The organism is Arthrobacter sp. CAN_A214, from assembly GCF_015751955.1.
Taxonomy (GTDB): domain Bacteria; phylum Actinomycetota; class Actinomycetes; order Actinomycetales; family Micrococcaceae; genus Arthrobacter_D.
This window is the reverse complement of record NZ_JADOUU010000007.1, coordinates 1-16,086: the sequence shown is the minus strand read 5'-3', so window position 1 is coordinate 16,086 and position 16,086 is coordinate 1. Positions and strand designations below refer to the sequence as shown.

13 protein-coding genes, 1 tRNA gene and 1 pseudogene are annotated in these 16,086 nt (G+C 66.9%); 5 read left to right on the top strand and 10 right to left on the bottom strand.

All coding sequences use genetic code 11. From position 1 onward, the window contains the following. Nucleotides 1-108 precede the first annotated feature (108 nt). Nucleotides 109-1,581 (bottom strand): SDR family oxidoreductase, encoded by a 1,473-nt coding sequence (locus IWX65_RS08210; RefSeq protein ID WP_196881931.1) that lies wholly within the window; start codon nt 1,579-1,581, stop codon nt 109-111. A 102-nt stretch (nt 1,582-1,683) separates the two neighbouring features. Continuing rightward, nucleotides 1,684-1,756, bottom strand: a tRNA-Asn gene (locus tag IWX65_RS08205). Between the two features lie 342 nt (nt 1,757-2,098). Here IWX65_RS08205 and IWX65_RS17750 point away from each other — a divergent pair. Continuing rightward, nucleotides 2,099-2,236, top strand: a complete 138-nt coding sequence (locus IWX65_RS17750; RefSeq protein WP_334683739.1) for a hypothetical protein — start codon at nt 2,099-2,101, stop codon at nt 2,234-2,236. Between the two features lie 29 nt (nt 2,237-2,265). Here the strand turns inward: IWX65_RS17750 and dnaG are convergent, their stop codons facing one another. The 3 genes from dnaG to dusB form a co-directional block, all read right to left on the bottom strand. Continuing rightward, nucleotides 2,266-4,185 (bottom strand): DNA primase, encoded by a 1,920-nt coding sequence (gene dnaG / locus IWX65_RS08195; protein ID WP_196881930.1) that lies wholly within the window; start codon nt 4,183-4,185, stop codon nt 2,266-2,268. 148 nt (nt 4,186-4,333) lie between these two features. Further along, nucleotides 4,334-5,617, bottom strand: a complete 1,284-nt coding sequence (locus IWX65_RS08190; RefSeq protein WP_196881929.1) for a deoxyguanosinetriphosphate triphosphohydrolase — start codon at nt 5,615-5,617, stop codon at nt 4,334-4,336. A 39-nt stretch (nt 5,618-5,656) separates the two neighbouring features. Beyond that, nucleotides 5,657-6,820, bottom strand: coding sequence for a tRNA dihydrouridine synthase DusB (dusB, locus tag IWX65_RS08185; RefSeq protein ID WP_196882138.1), 1,164 nt, complete (start codon nt 6,818-6,820; stop codon nt 5,657-5,659). A 429-nt stretch (nt 6,821-7,249) separates the two neighbouring features. Between dusB and IWX65_RS08180 the strand changes: the two genes are divergently transcribed. Further along, nucleotides 7,250-7,891, top strand: coding sequence for a lysophospholipid acyltransferase family protein (locus IWX65_RS08180; protein WP_334683738.1), 642 nt, complete (start codon nt 7,250-7,252; stop codon nt 7,889-7,891). A 232-nt stretch (nt 7,892-8,123) separates the two neighbouring features. Here IWX65_RS08180 and IWX65_RS08175 read toward each other — a convergent pair whose 3' ends face one another. Next, nucleotides 8,124-9,032, bottom strand: a complete 909-nt coding sequence (locus IWX65_RS08175) for a GNAT family N-acetyltransferase (protein ID WP_196881928.1) — start codon at nt 9,030-9,032, stop codon at nt 8,124-8,126. Next, nucleotides 9,032-10,420: a glycine--tRNA ligase gene (locus tag IWX65_RS08170; RefSeq protein ID WP_196881927.1), complete on the bottom strand. Its 1,389-nt coding sequence runs from the start codon at nt 10,418-10,420 to the stop codon at nt 9,032-9,034. The genes IWX65_RS08175 and IWX65_RS08170 overlap by 1 nt, the downstream gene beginning before the upstream one ends. Nucleotides 10,421-10,763: 343 nt before the next feature. Here IWX65_RS08170 and IWX65_RS08165 point away from each other — a divergent pair, with 343 nt between their 5' ends. Beyond that, a complete protein-coding gene (locus IWX65_RS08165) occupies nt 10,764-12,389 on the top strand; it encodes a M28 family peptidase (protein WP_334683737.1) in 1,626 nt (541 codons plus the stop codon). 113 nt (nt 12,390-12,502) lie between these two features. Here the strand turns inward: IWX65_RS08165 and IWX65_RS08160 are convergent. Next, nucleotides 12,503-13,482: pseudogene (locus IWX65_RS08160) on the bottom strand (DMT family transporter). 81 nt (nt 13,483-13,563) lie between these two features. Between IWX65_RS08160 and IWX65_RS08155 the strand changes: the two are divergent. Then, entirely contained in the window at nt 13,564-13,812 is a 249-nt protein-coding gene (locus IWX65_RS08155; RefSeq protein ID WP_196881926.1) for an RNA-binding S4 domain-containing protein, read from the top strand. On the opposite strand, the gene IWX65_RS08150 is transcribed toward IWX65_RS08155, so the two are convergent. Beyond that, on the bottom strand, nt 13,809-14,492 hold the full coding sequence (locus tag IWX65_RS08150; protein ID WP_196881925.1) for an alpha/beta hydrolase: 684 nt from the start codon (nt 14,490-14,492) through the stop codon (nt 13,809-13,811). The genes IWX65_RS08155 and IWX65_RS08150 overlap by 4 nt on opposite strands. A gap of 104 nt (nt 14,493-14,596) precedes the next feature. On the opposite strand from IWX65_RS08150, the gene IWX65_RS08145 reads away from it, so the two are divergent. Next, nucleotides 14,597-15,439: an SGNH/GDSL hydrolase family protein gene (locus IWX65_RS08145; protein WP_196881924.1), complete on the top strand. Its 843-nt coding sequence runs from the start codon at nt 14,597-14,599 to the stop codon at nt 15,437-15,439. 155 nt (nt 15,440-15,594) lie between these two features. Here the strand turns inward: IWX65_RS08145 and IWX65_RS08140 are convergent, their stop codons facing one another. After that, nucleotides 15,595-15,837: a hypothetical protein gene (locus IWX65_RS08140; RefSeq protein ID WP_196821924.1), complete on the bottom strand. Its 243-nt coding sequence runs from the start codon at nt 15,835-15,837 to the stop codon at nt 15,595-15,597. Between the last annotated feature and the right edge of the window lie 249 nt (nt 15,838-16,086).

The following is a 16,086-nucleotide window of genomic DNA, read 5'->3' as shown; positions in this document are numbered from 1 at the left end:
CAGGAAATGCCGGTTGAAGTTGGCCGACCTGGCACCCGAGGCGATACCGCCACCGTATTCGGCCTCGTGACCGAGGCGCTGGCACGTCGGCGGCCTCCGGGGGCGTCCCTAGGGCATTGCTTCCGCGGTCTTCGCGATGTTGCGCGCCATCGATTTGAAGATGAAGCCGTGGAACGGCAGCACTGCGAGCCAGTACAGCCGCCCGGAAAGCCCCTGGGGAAAGAAGACGGCGCGCTGGCGGTAGGCGCTTCCTGAGCCGTCGGGATCCACCGAGAACTCGAGCCACGCCCGGCCGGGCACCTTCATCTCGGCGCGCAGTCGCAGGCGTTCCCCGCGAACGATCTCCTCGACGCGCCAGAAGTCCAAGGCCTCGCCTGTGAGTAGCTCCCGAGGGTCCCGCCGGCCTCGTCGCAGCCCTACTCCCCCGGCGAGCTTGTCCATCCAGCCCCGTGCGGCCCAGCCCACCGGCCATGAGTACCAGCCGTTCTCGCCGCCGATGCCCTCGACGACGCTCCACAGCTTCTCGGGCGGCGCCGACGAGCTGTAGGTCTGCAAGTCGGTAAAAACTGTATGCCCCGCCCACTGGGGATCGGAGGGCAGTGGATCGGCGGCGGCGTCGAGCTGGGAGGCTCCCGCCCAACTTGTCTCGACCTCGCCGCCTCGCATTTTGCCCAGGGCGAGGTCCACGGCCCGGCGGTAGCCGGTGGGACCACCTTCGGGAAGGGGCAGATAGGCATCGATGTCGTTTTCGGCGGTGATGGCGTCGTGCTGCAGGGACTCGATCAACGGCATCGCCATGGCGCGCGGAATGGGCGTCACCAGGTTGACCCAGTGGCCCGCCAGCCGCGGCGTGAGAACCGGCAGTGCGAGGATCCTGCGTCTCGGCAGTCCCGCGGCCTCTGCGTACTGGTTCATCATCTCCGCGTAGGTGAGCACCTCACGGGAGCCGAGGTCGAAGGTCCGATTGAGGTCGAGCGGCAGGTCGAGGGCTCCTCCGAGGTAGTGGATGACGTCGCGGACCGCGATGGGCTCGATGCGGTTGAGTACCCACCTGGGTGCGGGCATGACGGGCAGGACGTCGGAGAGGTGCCGGATCATCTCGAAGGAGGCCGACCCCGAGCCGATCACCACCCCAGCCTGGTAGGCGATGGTGGGTGTGCCGGAATCGAGCAGGATCCGGCCGACCTGGGTACGGGAGCGCATGTGTGTCGACAGGGTCACCCCCTCGGGGTGCAGCCCACCGAGATACACGATCCGGGAGACCCCGGCCTCGGTGGCCGCCTCTGACACGGTGACGGCGATCTCGCTCTCGCGCACGTCGAAGTTCTTCCCCGAACCCATCGAATGCACCAGATAGTAGAGGGTTTCCACGCCCTCGCAGGCACGGCGCATGGTCTCATGATCCTGCAGGTCCCCCTCGACGAGGTCGACGTCGTCCGCCCAGGGAACATCCTTGAGTTTTTGCGGTGAGCGGACCACGACGCGCACGCTGTGGCCCTCGGCCACCAGCTTCGTCACGAGCCTGCCGCCGAGGTAGCCAGTGGCACCGGTGACAAGGATGAGCGCGCCGTCATTTTTCATGGCCCCAGCCTACGCCCGCGCTCCGACAGTACCGGCTGTCCGCGACAGGTCCGCAGAAAAAAGCCCCTGACCAGCGGAAACGCTGGTCAGGGGCTTTTGTTGCTCCTCCGACTGGACTTGAACCAGTAACCCTTCGATTAACAGTCGAATGCTCTGCCAATTGAGCTACGGAGGAAAGCGGCAGGATCAACTCTACATACGATCCGCGGCGTTGTGAAATTGACCGGCCGGCCGCTTCCGGCTGAACCGAGGACGCCTTCGACCGTAACCCCGGAAGCGGCGCGAGCGTCCCGTTGCAGCCGGTGCCGCAGGGTCTTTTTCTTCCAGGCGGATCTAGACTTCAACCGGGGCCTGCGCTCGAACAGTCGGAAAAGGTGAAGTCGATGCCGCTCTATCTCTCGAGGTTCAGCTACATGCCGGAGACGTGGGCGCGGTTGATCAGCAATCCCGAGGACCGCGGAAAGGCCGCCCAGTCCTATATCGAATCGGCCAGCGGGAGGCTCCCGACAACGTGTCGATGGCGGCGGTTGCACTCGCGGTCAGCGGTGGCGGCGCGCTCAGTTCGCTCGAGACGACAGTGCTTTTGACTGTCGACGAAGCGATGGATGCCATGCGCCAGGCCGGTCAGGTCAGGTACCAGCGCCCCGGCGCCTGATCGGCTCCTGCCGTTCCATCCGGAATTTCCTAGTCGGAGCGGAGCAGCCGCCGCTGAGTTTCGAGTTCCATCAGGTCCCGCTGCAACTGGTTGTAGACGGCAGGATCAGCGGCAGGATCCATGCGCTGCAGCTGCCCCAGCTTCTCGGCCTTCTGCTGGGTGATGCGAAGCTCGAAGAGCCTGTTCACGATATCGCGGCAATACAGTGCGAGCGCGTCCTCGGCCTTCGAGGGTAGCGGGGTAACCGCTAGTTCCGTGACGAAACCCCGCAGTACTTCCGGCACCTCCTGCCGAACCCGTTCGACCCACTGAGCCGGATCCGTTCCGCTGCTGCCTGCTGCCTGCACCGCATCCCGAAGCGTCGCATACACCGGAGCAGAGAAGTTCGCCCCGGCCAGCCGCTCCCAGTGGACGGGCTCGAGGAGGTTCGGATATTGGAGCGCGACCTCCAGTGCCTCACGTTCCATGCGCCCGATGGGATCCCGTGGATCGGGGCGGGAGAACTGGGGCCCCGAGGGCGTGTCACCTCCCTGCCCGTCCGGCTGGTCACCGCGGTGGTCCTCTGTCCGGGCTGCTTCCCGGCGTCCTGGGGTACCGGCTCCGTCGCGCCGGGCCGCCGTCGACACCGCCCGTGCCACCTGGTCCTCCCCTACGAACTGCATGCCGAGCCAGCGCGAGAGTTCACGGGTATACGTGGACCGCAGCGACACGTCGCGGATCTGCGCCACGATCGGCGCTGCATGTCGGAGCGCCTTGACCTGGCCTTCGCCGGTGGAGAGGTCGAAGTTTCCGAAGGATGCCTTGATCGCGAACTCGAACAGCGGCCGCCGATCCGCAATGAGGGAACGCACGGCGTCGTCACCCTTGGTCTGGCGCAGGTCGCACGGATCGGCCCCCCCGGGTTCCACCGCGACGTAGGTCTGCGCGACGAACCGCTGGTCCTCCTCGAAGGCCCGCAGGGCGGCTTTCTGGCCGGCGGCGTCGCCGTCGAACGTGAACACCACCTCACCTCCCGTGCCGTCGTCGGACAGCAGCCTGCGTGCGATCTTGATGTGGTCCGCGCCGAAGGCGGTGCCGCACGTCGCGACGGCGGTGCCGACGCCCGCCAGATGACAGGCCATGACGTCGGTATAGCCCTCCACCACCACGAGCTGGCGCGTCTTCGCGATCTCCCGTTTGGCGAGGTCGATGCCGTACAGCACCTGCGACTTCTTGTAGAGCTGCGTTTCGGGAGTGTTGAGGTACTTCGGCCCCTGGTCCTCCTCGTACAGCTTCCGGGCGCCGAATCCGACGGTGTCACCGGTGATGTCGCGGATCGGCCAGATGAGACGCCCTCGGAAACGGTCGTAGAGGCGGGAGGCATTGTTCGAGGCGACGCTGAACATGCCGGTGAGCTTCAATTCGTCGAGGGTGAAGCCACGGCCGGTGAGGTGGGTGAGGAGTCCGTCCCAGCCCTGCGGCGCGTAGCCCACACCGAAGGAGGCCGCGGCGTCGCGGTCGAAACCGCGCTCCTGGAGGAATTGCCTGCCGGCAGCGGCACCCTGGGTGACCAGCTGGTCCCGATAGAACTCGGCGGCGATCTTATGGGCGTCAAGCAGGCGCTGGCGCTTGCCGACGTCCTCGCGCCTCGGCCCGGAGCCGCCGTCCTCGTAGTGCAGTTCGAAACCGAGCCGGGCGGCGAGCTTTTCGACGGTCTCGGTGAAGGAGGTGTGGTCGAGCTTCTGGACGAACGAGATGACGTCGCCGCCCTCGCCACACCCGAAGCAGTGGTAGGAGCCCATCTGTGGACGCACGTGGAAGGACGGCGAACGCTCGTCATGGAACGGGCAGAGACCCTTGTAGGAGCCCACTCCGGCCGACTTCAGGGTGACGTAACCGTCGACGACTTCCTTGATATCGGTGCGCTGGCGGACTTCATCGATGTCTTCGCGCTTGATGAGTCCGGCCATGAAAACAGTTTATGCTTCCCTGCGCCGGCGCCCGACCGCCGTCCCGTGTGAACAGAGCCAGAGGCACAGCTATCGGCATTGCAGGAGCCAGAGCCACAGCCACAGCCACAGCCATCGGCATTGCAACAGCCACGCGAAAGGCGTCGCCCTACCAGAGCGCGGGAACCGGGCCCACAATGCGTTCATGGAGGCCCAGTGCCGAGCCGTCGGTCAGCGAGGCCACCTGGTCCACGATGACGCGCAGCCGGGCGTCGTCGTCGGCTGCGTCGCGCCAGTCCTCAGCGAAGGCCGCCTCGAGGTAGCGGTCGCCTTCGGCGTGCATCTGGGCCACGAGTGAGATCAGGATCTCACGTTGGCGTTCGTAGAGGGGCTGCCGCTGGTCCGTGGTCATCACGTAGGTGGTGGCCAGGCCCTTCATGACGGCGATCTCGAGGGCTGTGTCCTCCGGCACCACCATCTCGGCGGAGTAGCGGGTCAGCGGATCGGTCCCGTAGATGCCGCGGGTGGCCTCGAGCGCGCTGAGGCAGAACCGGCCGATCAGCTGGCTCGTCATGTTCTTCAGGGCGGCCATGGACCGCCGCGCACCGTCCGCTTCCCGCACCCAGACCGGGGTCTTCTCGAGGCGGGCGAGGGCCGCGTCGACGGCGGCGGGGTCGCTTCCGGGAAGGTACCACTGCTGCGTGTACCCGACCACACGCGCCCTCGCGTCCGGGCTGTCCATCCACTTCAGCTGGAGGTGACCGGCGACGATGGCGTCCTCGACGTCGTGCACGGAGTAGGAGATGTCGTCGGCAAGGTCCATGACCTGCGCCTCGAGGCAGGAGCGGCCCTCGGGCGCACCGGTGCGCAGCCAGTCGAAGACCGGGAGGTCGTCCTCGTAGGCCCCGAACTTCGATGTCCGGTGGGCGTCGATGACGGGAGCGGACGCGGCCGTCCAAGGATATTTGCAGGCGGCGTCGAGGCTTGCCCTGGTCAGGTTCAGCCCGGCAGGAGTGCCGTCGTCACCGATGATCTTCGGTTCGAGGCGCGTCAGCAGGCGCAGGGTCTGGGCGTTGCCCTCGAAGCCCCCGATCCCGTGGGCGATGTCGTTCAGGGCTGACTCCCCGTTATGGCCGAACGGAGGGTGGCCGAGGTCGTGGGCCAGGCACGCGGCATCGACGATGTCCGGATCGCACCCCAGCGCCCGCCCCAGCTCCCGGCCCACCTGGGCCACTTCGAGGGAGTGGGTGAGCCGGGTGCGCACGAAGTCGTCCGTATCCGGAGCCACGACCTGCGTCTTGGCGCCGAGCCGGCGGAGCGCCGACGAGTGCAGAACCCGTGCGCGGTCACGCTCGAAATCGGAGCGGTGCGAGCTCTTGGGGGGTTCGCGGACCCACCGCTCCATGTCCTCGGCGAAGTATCCCGCCGTCGGGGGCGGATGCGGAAAACTCATGGCTGCTTCCTGCCTTGAAGTGTCGGGTGCGATGCGTGTTCAGCCACCTGAGACGTCCAGTTCAGCTGCGGCGATGTCGGCCTGCTGAACCGCGTTCAGCACCCGGCCGTCCAGCCAGTGCTCGGGCAGCGAGGTCTTCTTCGGCGAACCGGCACGCCCGCGCGGGCCCTCGGCGTCGGGGCCGGGATAGGGCGAGTTCCTGTCCAGCTCGTCGAGGAGGCCGCGGAGCACCTCGAGCGTCGGGACGGCCGCGAGCTTTGCGCGGAGTTCGCCGCCCACTACGTAGCCCTTGAAGTACCAGGCCATGTGCTTACGGATATCACGCAGGCCCATCATCTCGCTGTCGAAGGTCTCCACGAGGAGCTCGGCGTGCCGGTACACGGTTTCGGCCACCTGGCCGAGGCCCGGCCGGTGGCGCTCGGTCTTCCCCTCGAACGCGTTGACCAGGTCGCCGAACAGCCAGGGCCGGCCCTGGCACCCGCGCCCGATCACCACGCCGTCGACTCCGGTCTGCTGCACCATGCGCACGGCGTCCTCGGCACTCCAGATGTCGCCGTTGCCCAGCACCGGGATGTCCGGGAGGGCGTTCCGCAGTTCCGCGATGGCGTTCCAGTCGGCCTTGCCCGAGTAGAACTGCGAGGCCGTGCGGCCATGGAGTGCGACGGCGGCAACACCGCTGTCACGGGCGATCTTCCCTGCCTCCCGGAAGGTCAGGTGGTCCTCGTCGATGCCCTTGCGCATCTTGATGGTGAGCGGGATCCCACCCTTCGACGCTTCGCGGACCGCGGTCTGGACGATGCCGGTGAAGAGGTCGAGCTTCCACGGGAGGGCAGCTCCCCCGCCCTTCCGCGTGACCTTGGGGACCGGGCAGCCGAAGTTGAGGTCGATATGGTCGGCGTGGTCCTCCTCCACCAGGATGCGCACCGCCGCACCGACGGTGACGGGGTCGACGCCGTAGAGCTGCACCGAGCGCACCCGTTCGTCGTCGTCGTGGGAGATGATGCGCAGCGATTCGGGGCTGCGCTCCACGAGTGCTCGTGAGGTCACCATTTCCGACACGTACAGCCCGCCGCCGTACTCGCGGCACAACCGGCGGAACGCACGGTTGGTGATGCCGGCCATGGGTGCGAGGATCACCGGGGTGTCCACCGTGATGGCGCCGAGCTTCAGCGGCGGGAGGTCGAGGCGGAGCGCAGGCTCCACGCCCTCGAGAGCGGAAGGAGGAAAAACGGAGGGCGCGGTGGCCGGAACGGGCCGTGTCGATACAGCAGTCACCCCTCCATTGTGGCAAGGCCGGGCAAATCGACGGCGGCTGTTCGCTGCTCGGGAACGTAGTGCACCAACCAGCCGAAGAAATCCTGCGCATCGCTCCCCCGCATCCGGTGGACGGGAAGTCGTGATATGAGTGAGGATCAAGCGCCGGCGGGTCTCCCTCGGCCCGAGCATCAAGGTGCGTGGACATGGCGTAGAAGCCAAAGCAGAACGACCGCCTGTACCGTTTCGTGGTGGGCACGGGGCTGCTGATCCGGTGGTTGCTGCAGCTGCGGATCCGGACCACCGGCACGGAAAACCTGCCGGCACCCGATCCGCTGAACGGCCGCTCACGGCGCGCGGTCCCCGGAAAAGGCGGTAGTGGCGATCACCCACTTCGGGTACCTCGACTTCGCCTTCGCGGAGTTGGCCCTGTGGCACCATGCCCGCATCCAGGCCCGGTACCTGATCACCAAGCGGATGGCGTCACTGTGGTTCGTGGGACCCTTCGTCTACGGCCTGGGCCACGTAGTCACTGACCGGCGGGCCGGCGCCGATGCCTACGCCGATGCGCTGGAAAAACTGAGGGCCGGCGAGTACGTAGCGATCCTCCCCGAGGCCGGCGTCTCACGCAGCTACACCGTCCGCGGACTCAAGACCGGGGCGGTGCGCCTTACGGCGGAGGCCTGCGTTCCCGTGATCCCTGTGTCCGTGTGGGGAGCACACCGGCTGCTCACCCGCAGCCACGGATTCTCGGTCCGGAAAGCGTGGCGCACACCGGTAAGGGTGCATGGCGGCGAGCCGATCCGGCACAGCGAAGGCATCGACGTCGCCGTTGAGACCGAGAAGCTGCGCGCAGCCGTCCAGGAGGGCATCGACCGGTGCATCGGCGACTTCCCTGTGATCCCCGAGCCAGGAGCCTGGTGGCAGCCGGCCCACCTCGGCGGCGGCGCCATGACCGAGGAAGAACGCGTCGCGGCCGACGCCTACGACCTCAGCACGGGCCGCCACAGCCGGGGTTGAGCCGGGGTTGAGCCGACGTTCCCGGCGTCCGGACATGACGCTCCCGCCGCGCCCGTTCCGTCGTCCGATTGGCCGAGCTGGACCCGCCGGACCTGGCACAACCGGGTCGGTGCTTCCCCGGATGGCCTGGACACCGCATCATCGGATCACTGAGCCGCAGCCGGTGCAGTCGGATCATCGAGCCGCCGGCCGTGCAGCCGGATCACCCATCACCGAGCCGGAGGCCGTGCAGCTATCCCAGCGCGATGACGTGCGCCTCGGCATCAGCCGTCGCAGCACGTCCGGCCAGCAGCGGCTCGACGACCCGTGCCAGTGCCGCCATCGAGTCGTCGACCTCGAGCTGCACGGGGAACTGATGCACGAGCATCGCGATCATCGTGGCCACCGCGGCTTCCTGCTCGGACGGCTTCAGCGCGGCGTCGTAGCCCAGGAGGACATCGGCCGGACCGTCGGTGCGGGCCTGGGTGTAGCTGACCGCGAAAGCGGCGATGGTGCCGCCGTCGACCCGGGGCCGGTCGCGCAGCACGATCGCGCCGGCCGCGCCGCTGGCGTCGGAGAGCAGCAGCTGCTGGGCACGGCCGAGAGTCAGATCAGCGCGGTCCCAGCCGTGGACCGCAGTATAGAAGTCGGCGACGGCGCGGGTGAGTTCCACCGACCCCGTCGCCGCTTCCTCGAGCTGGGGACCGGAGGCATCCTCGAACGCGGGAGCGGCAAGCGCTCCCGGGCTGACCACGACCACGCGCGAACGCTGGATCGTCGAGAAACCCACGGCCTCCGCGAAGAGGGCGCCGGTGGTGCCCGGCTGCACCTTGCTGCGGAGCGCGGTGATGCCCGACGGCGACGCCGCGGCCTCGTGGCGCAGCATTGTCAGCAGGGTGGAGCCGACGCCCGTGCGACGGTGGTCGGCAGCGACTTCGACGTAGCACCAGAGGCGGTCGGGATGCAGCGCGGTCTCGTAGACGAATCCGGCCGCGACCGGGATCCCCTGGTCCAGCGCCGTGATGCAGCGGTTCCAGGGCGACTCCGCCGGGGGGCGGAACGAACCCCTGAACTGCTCGGACGGCGCCGATTCCGCTCCGCCCCACAGCTGGAGGAGCTCGAGGTCGTCGCCGTCCTGCCAGGCCCGGTATTCGAGGGCCATCAGGAGCCGATCAACCGTGCCGCGAGGTACCCCTGCACCTTGTCGAGGGCAACTCGTTCCTGCGCCATGCTGTCACGCTCGCGGATGGTCACGGCCTGGTCCTCCAGGGTGTCGAAGTCCACTGTGATGCAGAACGGCGTGCCGATCTCGTCCTGCCGCCGGTACCTGCGGCCGATGGCGCCGGCATCGTCGAAGTCGATGTTCCAGTTCCGCCGCAGCTCGGCCGCGAGGTCCTTCGCCTTGGGCGAGAGGTCCTCGTTACGGCTGAGGGGCAGCACTGCAGCCTTCACCGGGGCCAGGCGCGGATCGAGCCGCAGCACGGTGCGCTTGTCCACGCCGCCCTTCGAGTTGGGTGCCTCGTCCTCGGTGTAGGCGTCGACGAGGAACGCCATGAAGGAGCGCGTCAGGCCCGCGGCCGGTTCGATGACGTACGGGGTGTAGCGCTCGTTCGTGGCCTGGTTGAAGTACCCGAGGTCGGTTCCTGAGTGCTTGGAATGGGTCGAGAGGTCGAAGTCGGTGCGGTTGGCGATGCCCTCCAGCTCGCCCCACTCGGAGCCCTGGAAGCCGAACCGGTACTCGATGTCCGTGGTGCCCTTGGAGTAGTGGCTGAGCTTCTCGAGGGGGTGCACGAAGAGGCGGAGGTTATCGGGGTTCATGCCGAGCTCCGTATACCACTCGAAGCGGGCCTTGATCCAGTATTCATGCCACTCTTCGTCCGTGCCCGGCTCGACGAAGAATTCCATCTCCATCTGCTCGAACTCACGCGTACGGAAGATGAAGTTTCCCGGGGTGATCTCGTTGCGGAAGCTCTTGCCGATCTGGCCGATCCCGAACGGCGGTTTCTTGCGGGCCGTGGTGAGCACGTTGTTGAAGTTGGTGAAGATGCCCTGCGCAGTCTCGGGCCGCAGGTAATGCATGCCCTCCTCGCTCGCGACGGGGCCGAGGTAGGTCTTCAGAAGGCCCGAGAACTCCTGCGGCTCGGTCCACTGACCTTTGGTGCCGCAGTTGGCGCACGCGATGTCCTTGAGGCCGTTCTCCGGTGCCCGGCCCTTCTTCTCCTCGAACTCCTCCTCGAGGTGGTCGGCCCGGTAGCGCTTGTGACAGCTCAGGCACTCGACGAGCGGGTCGCTGAAGACCTCGACGTGGCCCGACGCCTCCCAGACCTGGCGGGGAAGGATCACCGCGGAATCCAGTCCGACGACGTCGTCACGCCCGCGCACCACGGACTGCCACCACTGCCGCTTGATATTCTCCTTGAGCTCAGCACCGAGCGGCCCATAATCCCAGGCCGAGCGCGATCCGCCATAGATCTCCCCTGACTGGAAGACGAAGCCCCTGCGCTTGGCAAGGGAGATGATCGGATCGAGCGCTGATTTCGCTGCTGCCATGGGGTTACTGCTCCGGCTTCCGCAGGCCGCTGGGTGCGGTCCGCTGGTTGGGTGTGCTGGTTGGGTGTGCTGGAAATCCCTTCGGATATCCATGCGGGGAAGAACATACATCGCCAGCCTACCGGCAGCGGCACGGGCCCTCAGAGCGCAGGACTCCAGTGGTACGGGCTCGTTTCCGCAAGAGGAACCAAGTATTACCGCGGTTTTCCACCGAAAACCACTTCCCACCCTTGACCACCGCATTCCTGCTTCCTATGGTTGGGGGGCGCCGTGACGTGACCCACATCACAGGCGTTTTCTGTGTCTGCAACAGCAGACCTCCTCGCGACCAAAGGAACGAATCGTGACCCCAAACGATCTTCACCCGCGTGCACGCATCGCAAGGGTGGGCCTGGCACTTGCCGGTGGCCTGGCCCTCGTTGCATCGGGCGGACTTGCGGCCAACGCAGGTCCGACCCACGAGAACAGCAACAACAACACCACCCAGAAGCTACGGACAGCGGTGTCCGTGGAGAACGTCGTCGGGCACCTGGACGCGCTCGACACCATCGCCGAGGCGAACGACAACACCCGGGCCTCCGGCACCAAGGGGTACTCGGAGTCGGTCGGCTACATCGTCGACAAGTTGAAGGCCGCGGGGTACTCCCCCACCATTCAGACCTTCAAGTTCCCCTTCTATGCCCAGCTGAGCGCGCCCGTCCTCGCCCAGACGAGTCCGACTCCCACCTCGTATGCCGCCGACACCTTCGCCACCATGACCTACTCCGGCTCGGGGGACGTTTCCGGGGCCATCACCGCAGTCGACACCGCAGGTGTGGCGAGCGCCACGAACACCAGCGGTTGCGAAGCAGCGGACTTCGCCGGCTTCGAGCCGGGCTCGATTGCACTGGTACAGCGTGGCACCTGTCCGTTCTCGCAGAAGGCCCTCAACGCCGAAACTGCGGGAGCCGGCGCCGTCGTGATCTTCAACACCGGGGTCGGAGGCAACACCGGGCCGATCGCGGGTACCCTCGGCGCGCCCGGCGTGGTCTCGATCCCCGTGCTCGGCGCGAGCTACGCCACGGGAACGTCACTGATCGGCGACGCCGTCACGGCCCGCGTGGCAACGGAGACCATCTCCGAAAACCGGGACACCTACAACATCCTTGCCGAGACCGCGACGGGCGACAGCGACAACGTGGTCATGGTCGGCGCCCATCTGGACAGCGTGGTCGCGGGACCGGGAATCAACGACAACGGAAGCGGAAGCGCGGCTATCCTCGCCGTCGCCGAGAGCATGCAGAAGGTCAAGACGACAAATCAGGTGCGCTTCGCCTGGTGGGGTGCAGAGGAACTGGGCCTGCTCGGGGCCGAACACTACGTGACCGACCTCGTGGAGAACGGTGCCCTCGACGAGGTAGGGCTGTACCTGAACTTCGACATGATCGGCTCGACGAACTTCGGCCGGTTCGTGTACGACGGCGACAACTCCGCCTTCGAGGTAGGACCCAATGCCGCCGAAGGCCCTGAGGGTTCGGGCCAGATCGAACAGGACTTCCACGACTACTTCGCTTCGGCCGGGCTTGCCTCGGGCGAGACTGCGTTCAGCGGACGAAGCGACTACGGGCCCTTCATCGCCGAAGGAATTCCGGCCGGCGGCCTGTTCACCGGAGCCGAAGGTATCAAGACCCCTGAGCAGGCGACACTCTTCGGGGGAACGGCCGGCAAGCCCTACGACGCCTGCTACCACATCGCCTGCGACGACGAAACGAACCTGAGCATCGAAGCTCTGGACCAGATGAGCGACGCCGTTGCCCATCTGACCCTCACCTACGCCATGAACACGGTAGGCGTGAACGGCGCGGGATCGGCGAAGGGCAACTTCAAGCAGAAGGAGAGCTTCGACGGCAACCCCCTGGGTGGCGGCACGGAAAGCGGTGGCGGACTCCACCCGGAGCACGACCACGATTCCGAACTGGCTGACCGTTAGCCGACAGCTTCCCCGCCGGTAGCCGGTAGGTCATGACATCGACGCGTGGGGCGGAACCTTCCGGTTCCGCCCCACGCGTCCGTCTTCGCCGGCCGCGCTGCCGCGTGGCGTCGCTACGCGATGCCCGTAGTCCTCCGCGGCCAGGACAGGGTTGTCAGGACGATGGCGGTCAGCGTCAGCACGGTTCCCGCGACGGTGGCGACGGCGATGATCGTCCCGGGCGCGGGAAACACGAGGTCCAGCACCAGGGATCCCACCAACTGCCCGCCGGTCATGCTGAGACCGGTCAGTAGTACGCCCAGGCTGCGCACCAGCAGCGCGCCGAGCGCGATGAATACACACCCCAGGGGGCCACCGAGGTAGTACCACCACTCGGTGGGCAGCGGATTCCCAGGACCGGCGACGAGCAGCTTGACCAGCCAGGCCGCGAGGAGCACCGTGCTCCCTGCCACGAAATTCAGGAGTGTGGCGGTGAGCGGTGTTCCGTAGTGGACGGCGGCGGTCCCGTTCATGGCCTGCTGGAATCTCATAAGAATTCCTGCTGCGACCGGCAGCAGGACGGGCAGGAGCCACGGCAGGAACGTTGACGCCGTGCCCCCAGCAATCCCGAACCTTGGGGACAGCGCCCACATCACCGAGACCACGGTGAGGACGACACCGATCACGCGCATGGGAGTTGCGGAGCGTCTACCTGCCGGTCCAATGCCGGCCCGGTCCACCAGGAGGCCGCTGAGGGACTGGCCCATGACGGCGGCCACCGTGAACAGGGCCACTCCGAGCACCGCGATGGTCAGGGACTGGGAGAACACGAAGAGCGCGCCGATGGCGCCGGCTCCGAGGTAGTACGGCGGAAAGCGCCCTCGCGGACTGCCGGAACCACCTGGCGTGCCCCGGCGCGCGCGGTGGGGACCGTGAGTGAGATGACGATCATCAGCACGAGTCCCGTTCCGAAACTGACCGGGGCAGCGGCGAGGCTGTCATCGAGCCGCGTACCGAGTGCTCCGTTGATCCGTCCCTGCAACGGAATGGCGATGCCGACGGCAATTGCGAGCGGAAGCCCGATGACCGGGGACAGCGAGGGGTGTGTAGCCACCGGTCACGCGTAGGGCGTATCCGTGCAACCGCCCGAGGGCCGACGGCACAGCTTCCGCGATAACTACGTCAGAATGGAATCATGACCGGCGAAGACACCGCGCAGAGCGCAGGCGACAGCAACGAGATTCCCATCCGCGACGACATGATCCGGCTGGGCCAGCTGCTGAAACTCGCCTCCCTGGCCGAGGACGGCGTCGAGGCGAAAGCGCTGGTCGACAACGGTCTGGTCCAGGTCAACGGGGAGATCGAAGAACGCCGCGGGAGGCAGCTCCACCCGGGCGACACGGTGAGCGTCAACGGCCAGAGCATCCGGATCACGAGGGGCTAGCGCCGTCCCAGCACCGTCAGTGCCAGGAACTCGCGCACGTGCGCAAGCTCCTGCTGGCTGATGCTGTGCAGCATGTTGGAATACAGGACCTTGGTGAGTTTGGTGTTGGCGGTCAGCCAGGCGTGCGTGAAGTCGATCATCCCGGCGGAGATCACCTCGTCCGCCTGGTCCCGACCCCAGAAGAAGGGCACCCGGGCCGCTGCGACGTCGTCGTCGACCTGGAAGAAAGAGGAACCCTCCGCGGGCACGGCAAAGCCCGACAACCCGACAACGCAGGCGAAATCCTCCGGCGTGTGCCGCAGCAGGCTCGTGGCAACGGCCATGCCCTGGGAGAACCCGAGGAGGCTGACGCTGGTGTGGGCGCTCCGGACGGTCCCGAGCCAGGCAGCGAGCCGGCCCACCGAAGCGGCAACCTTGTCCACCGAGTAATCGGCCTCGCGCGAGAGCGGAAACCAGGAATAGCCCGGTCCGCCGGGCAGGGGCGCCCGCACCGATACGACGGTGAACTCCTCGGGAAGGTAGGGGACCAGCCCCATCAGGTCTTCCTCATTGGCCAGGTACCCGTGGAGCAGCACCAGCAGCGGCGTTCCCTGCCGCTCGGCTTCCGGCCGCGACCACAGCACGGTCGGGTCCCAGGCGGCGGCGTCGTGCGGGAAGGGGCTTTCGTCAGCGTCGGTCATGGGAATATTTTGGCACGCGCCGCCCGACGGGCGGCAAATGGCTCGGGGGGCGACCTGCGTGCCGGTGTTCGCGCAACCACCGCGCGGCCTGAAATGATGAAAACGTGACAGCCAACCAGCCCGGACCGCAGGTCGAGGAAGTCCCCTACCCCCAGCCGCACCCCTGGAGCCGCTACGTGGCATTGGGCGATTCGTTCACCGAGGGAATCGGTGACCCCAATCCGGAAAGCGTCGGCGGCAACCGGGGCTGGGCCGACCGCGTGGCCGAGGAGCTCAGCCGTGACCACCCGAGCTTCGCCTACGCGAACCTCGCCGTCCGCGGCCGGCTCCTGCAGCAGATCGCGGACCAGCAGGTGGGCCCGGCCCTCGCCCTGAAACCGGATCTCATCACTATCTCGGCAGGCGGCAATGACCTTCTCCGTCCGGGCGGTGATCCGGACCGGATCGCCGAACGCCTCGATGCGTTGGTGCAGATCCTCGGCACCAACGGCGCCACGGTGGTGATGCTGACCGGCCCCGACGTCCGGGACACCGTACTCGGGAGCATCCGGGCCAAGACCGCGATCTACAACGAGAATCTTCGGACCATCGCCGCGCGCCACGACGCCGTCGCCGCCGACATGTGGGCGCTGCGGCTGCTGCTGAATCCGCAGATGTGGGCCGCCGATCGCCTCCACTTCTCGCCGCTGGGCCACCACACCATCGCCGCGATGGTCCTGGACACCCTCGCTGTCGAGCACACCCTGGAGCCCCTGCGCCCGAAGGACCTTCCGGCGAAAAGCTGGCGCACGGCGCGCTCCGAGGATTTCGTGGGGGCGCGTGAGTTCTTCGTCCCCTGGGTTCTCCGGCGGCTCCGGCACCAGTCCTCGGGCGACGGCGTGACCGCCAAGCGCCCGGAGCCCGGCACCATCTTCGGCCCCGGAATGCCGCCCGGAGCAGCCGACTAGGAACAGCGGACAGGACACCCCGGACTAGGAACAACCGACAGGACACGGCGAACCGGGAACGTGCACGGAAACCCCGGAGGATGGAAAGAGCACCGCCGGCCCCTTCCAGGAAAGGACCAGCGGTGCTGGCGGGAGGTGCTGATCACCCGACGGCGTCAGCCGTTCAGCGACACCTCACCATTCGCCACGGCGTCGGCGCATTTCCCTAGATCGGGGCCGGGCTTGAAGTCGACGAACTGGGGCTGCAGTTTCTGGAACAGGAACTCGTAGATCTCGTCACGGCTGCTGCCCTTGAGGGTCTGCGCTGCCTCACGCACCGCTGACTGGAGGGCGCGGTCCGCGTCGAGCAGGATCTTCTGGCGTGCTTCTTCGTTCCAACCGATAGTACTGAGTTCCATGAACAGCTCCTTCGACGGCGTTGGACTGCGGTTGAGCCTGCTTGGCATGCAGCCCACAGCTGCGCTACATACTAAGCAGGCTTAGCTCCAACCCTAGGCCCGATGTCCGCCAAACCCAACCTCTGAATTCCAGTCCGGCACACAGGAGCCGGACCTAGGGCGTGTCTGCTAAATATCCGGCTTGTGATGTTGGAAGCTGGATGGATGGTTCGTTCGGATGTGATTCCAGATGAGTTGTGGACGGTTGTT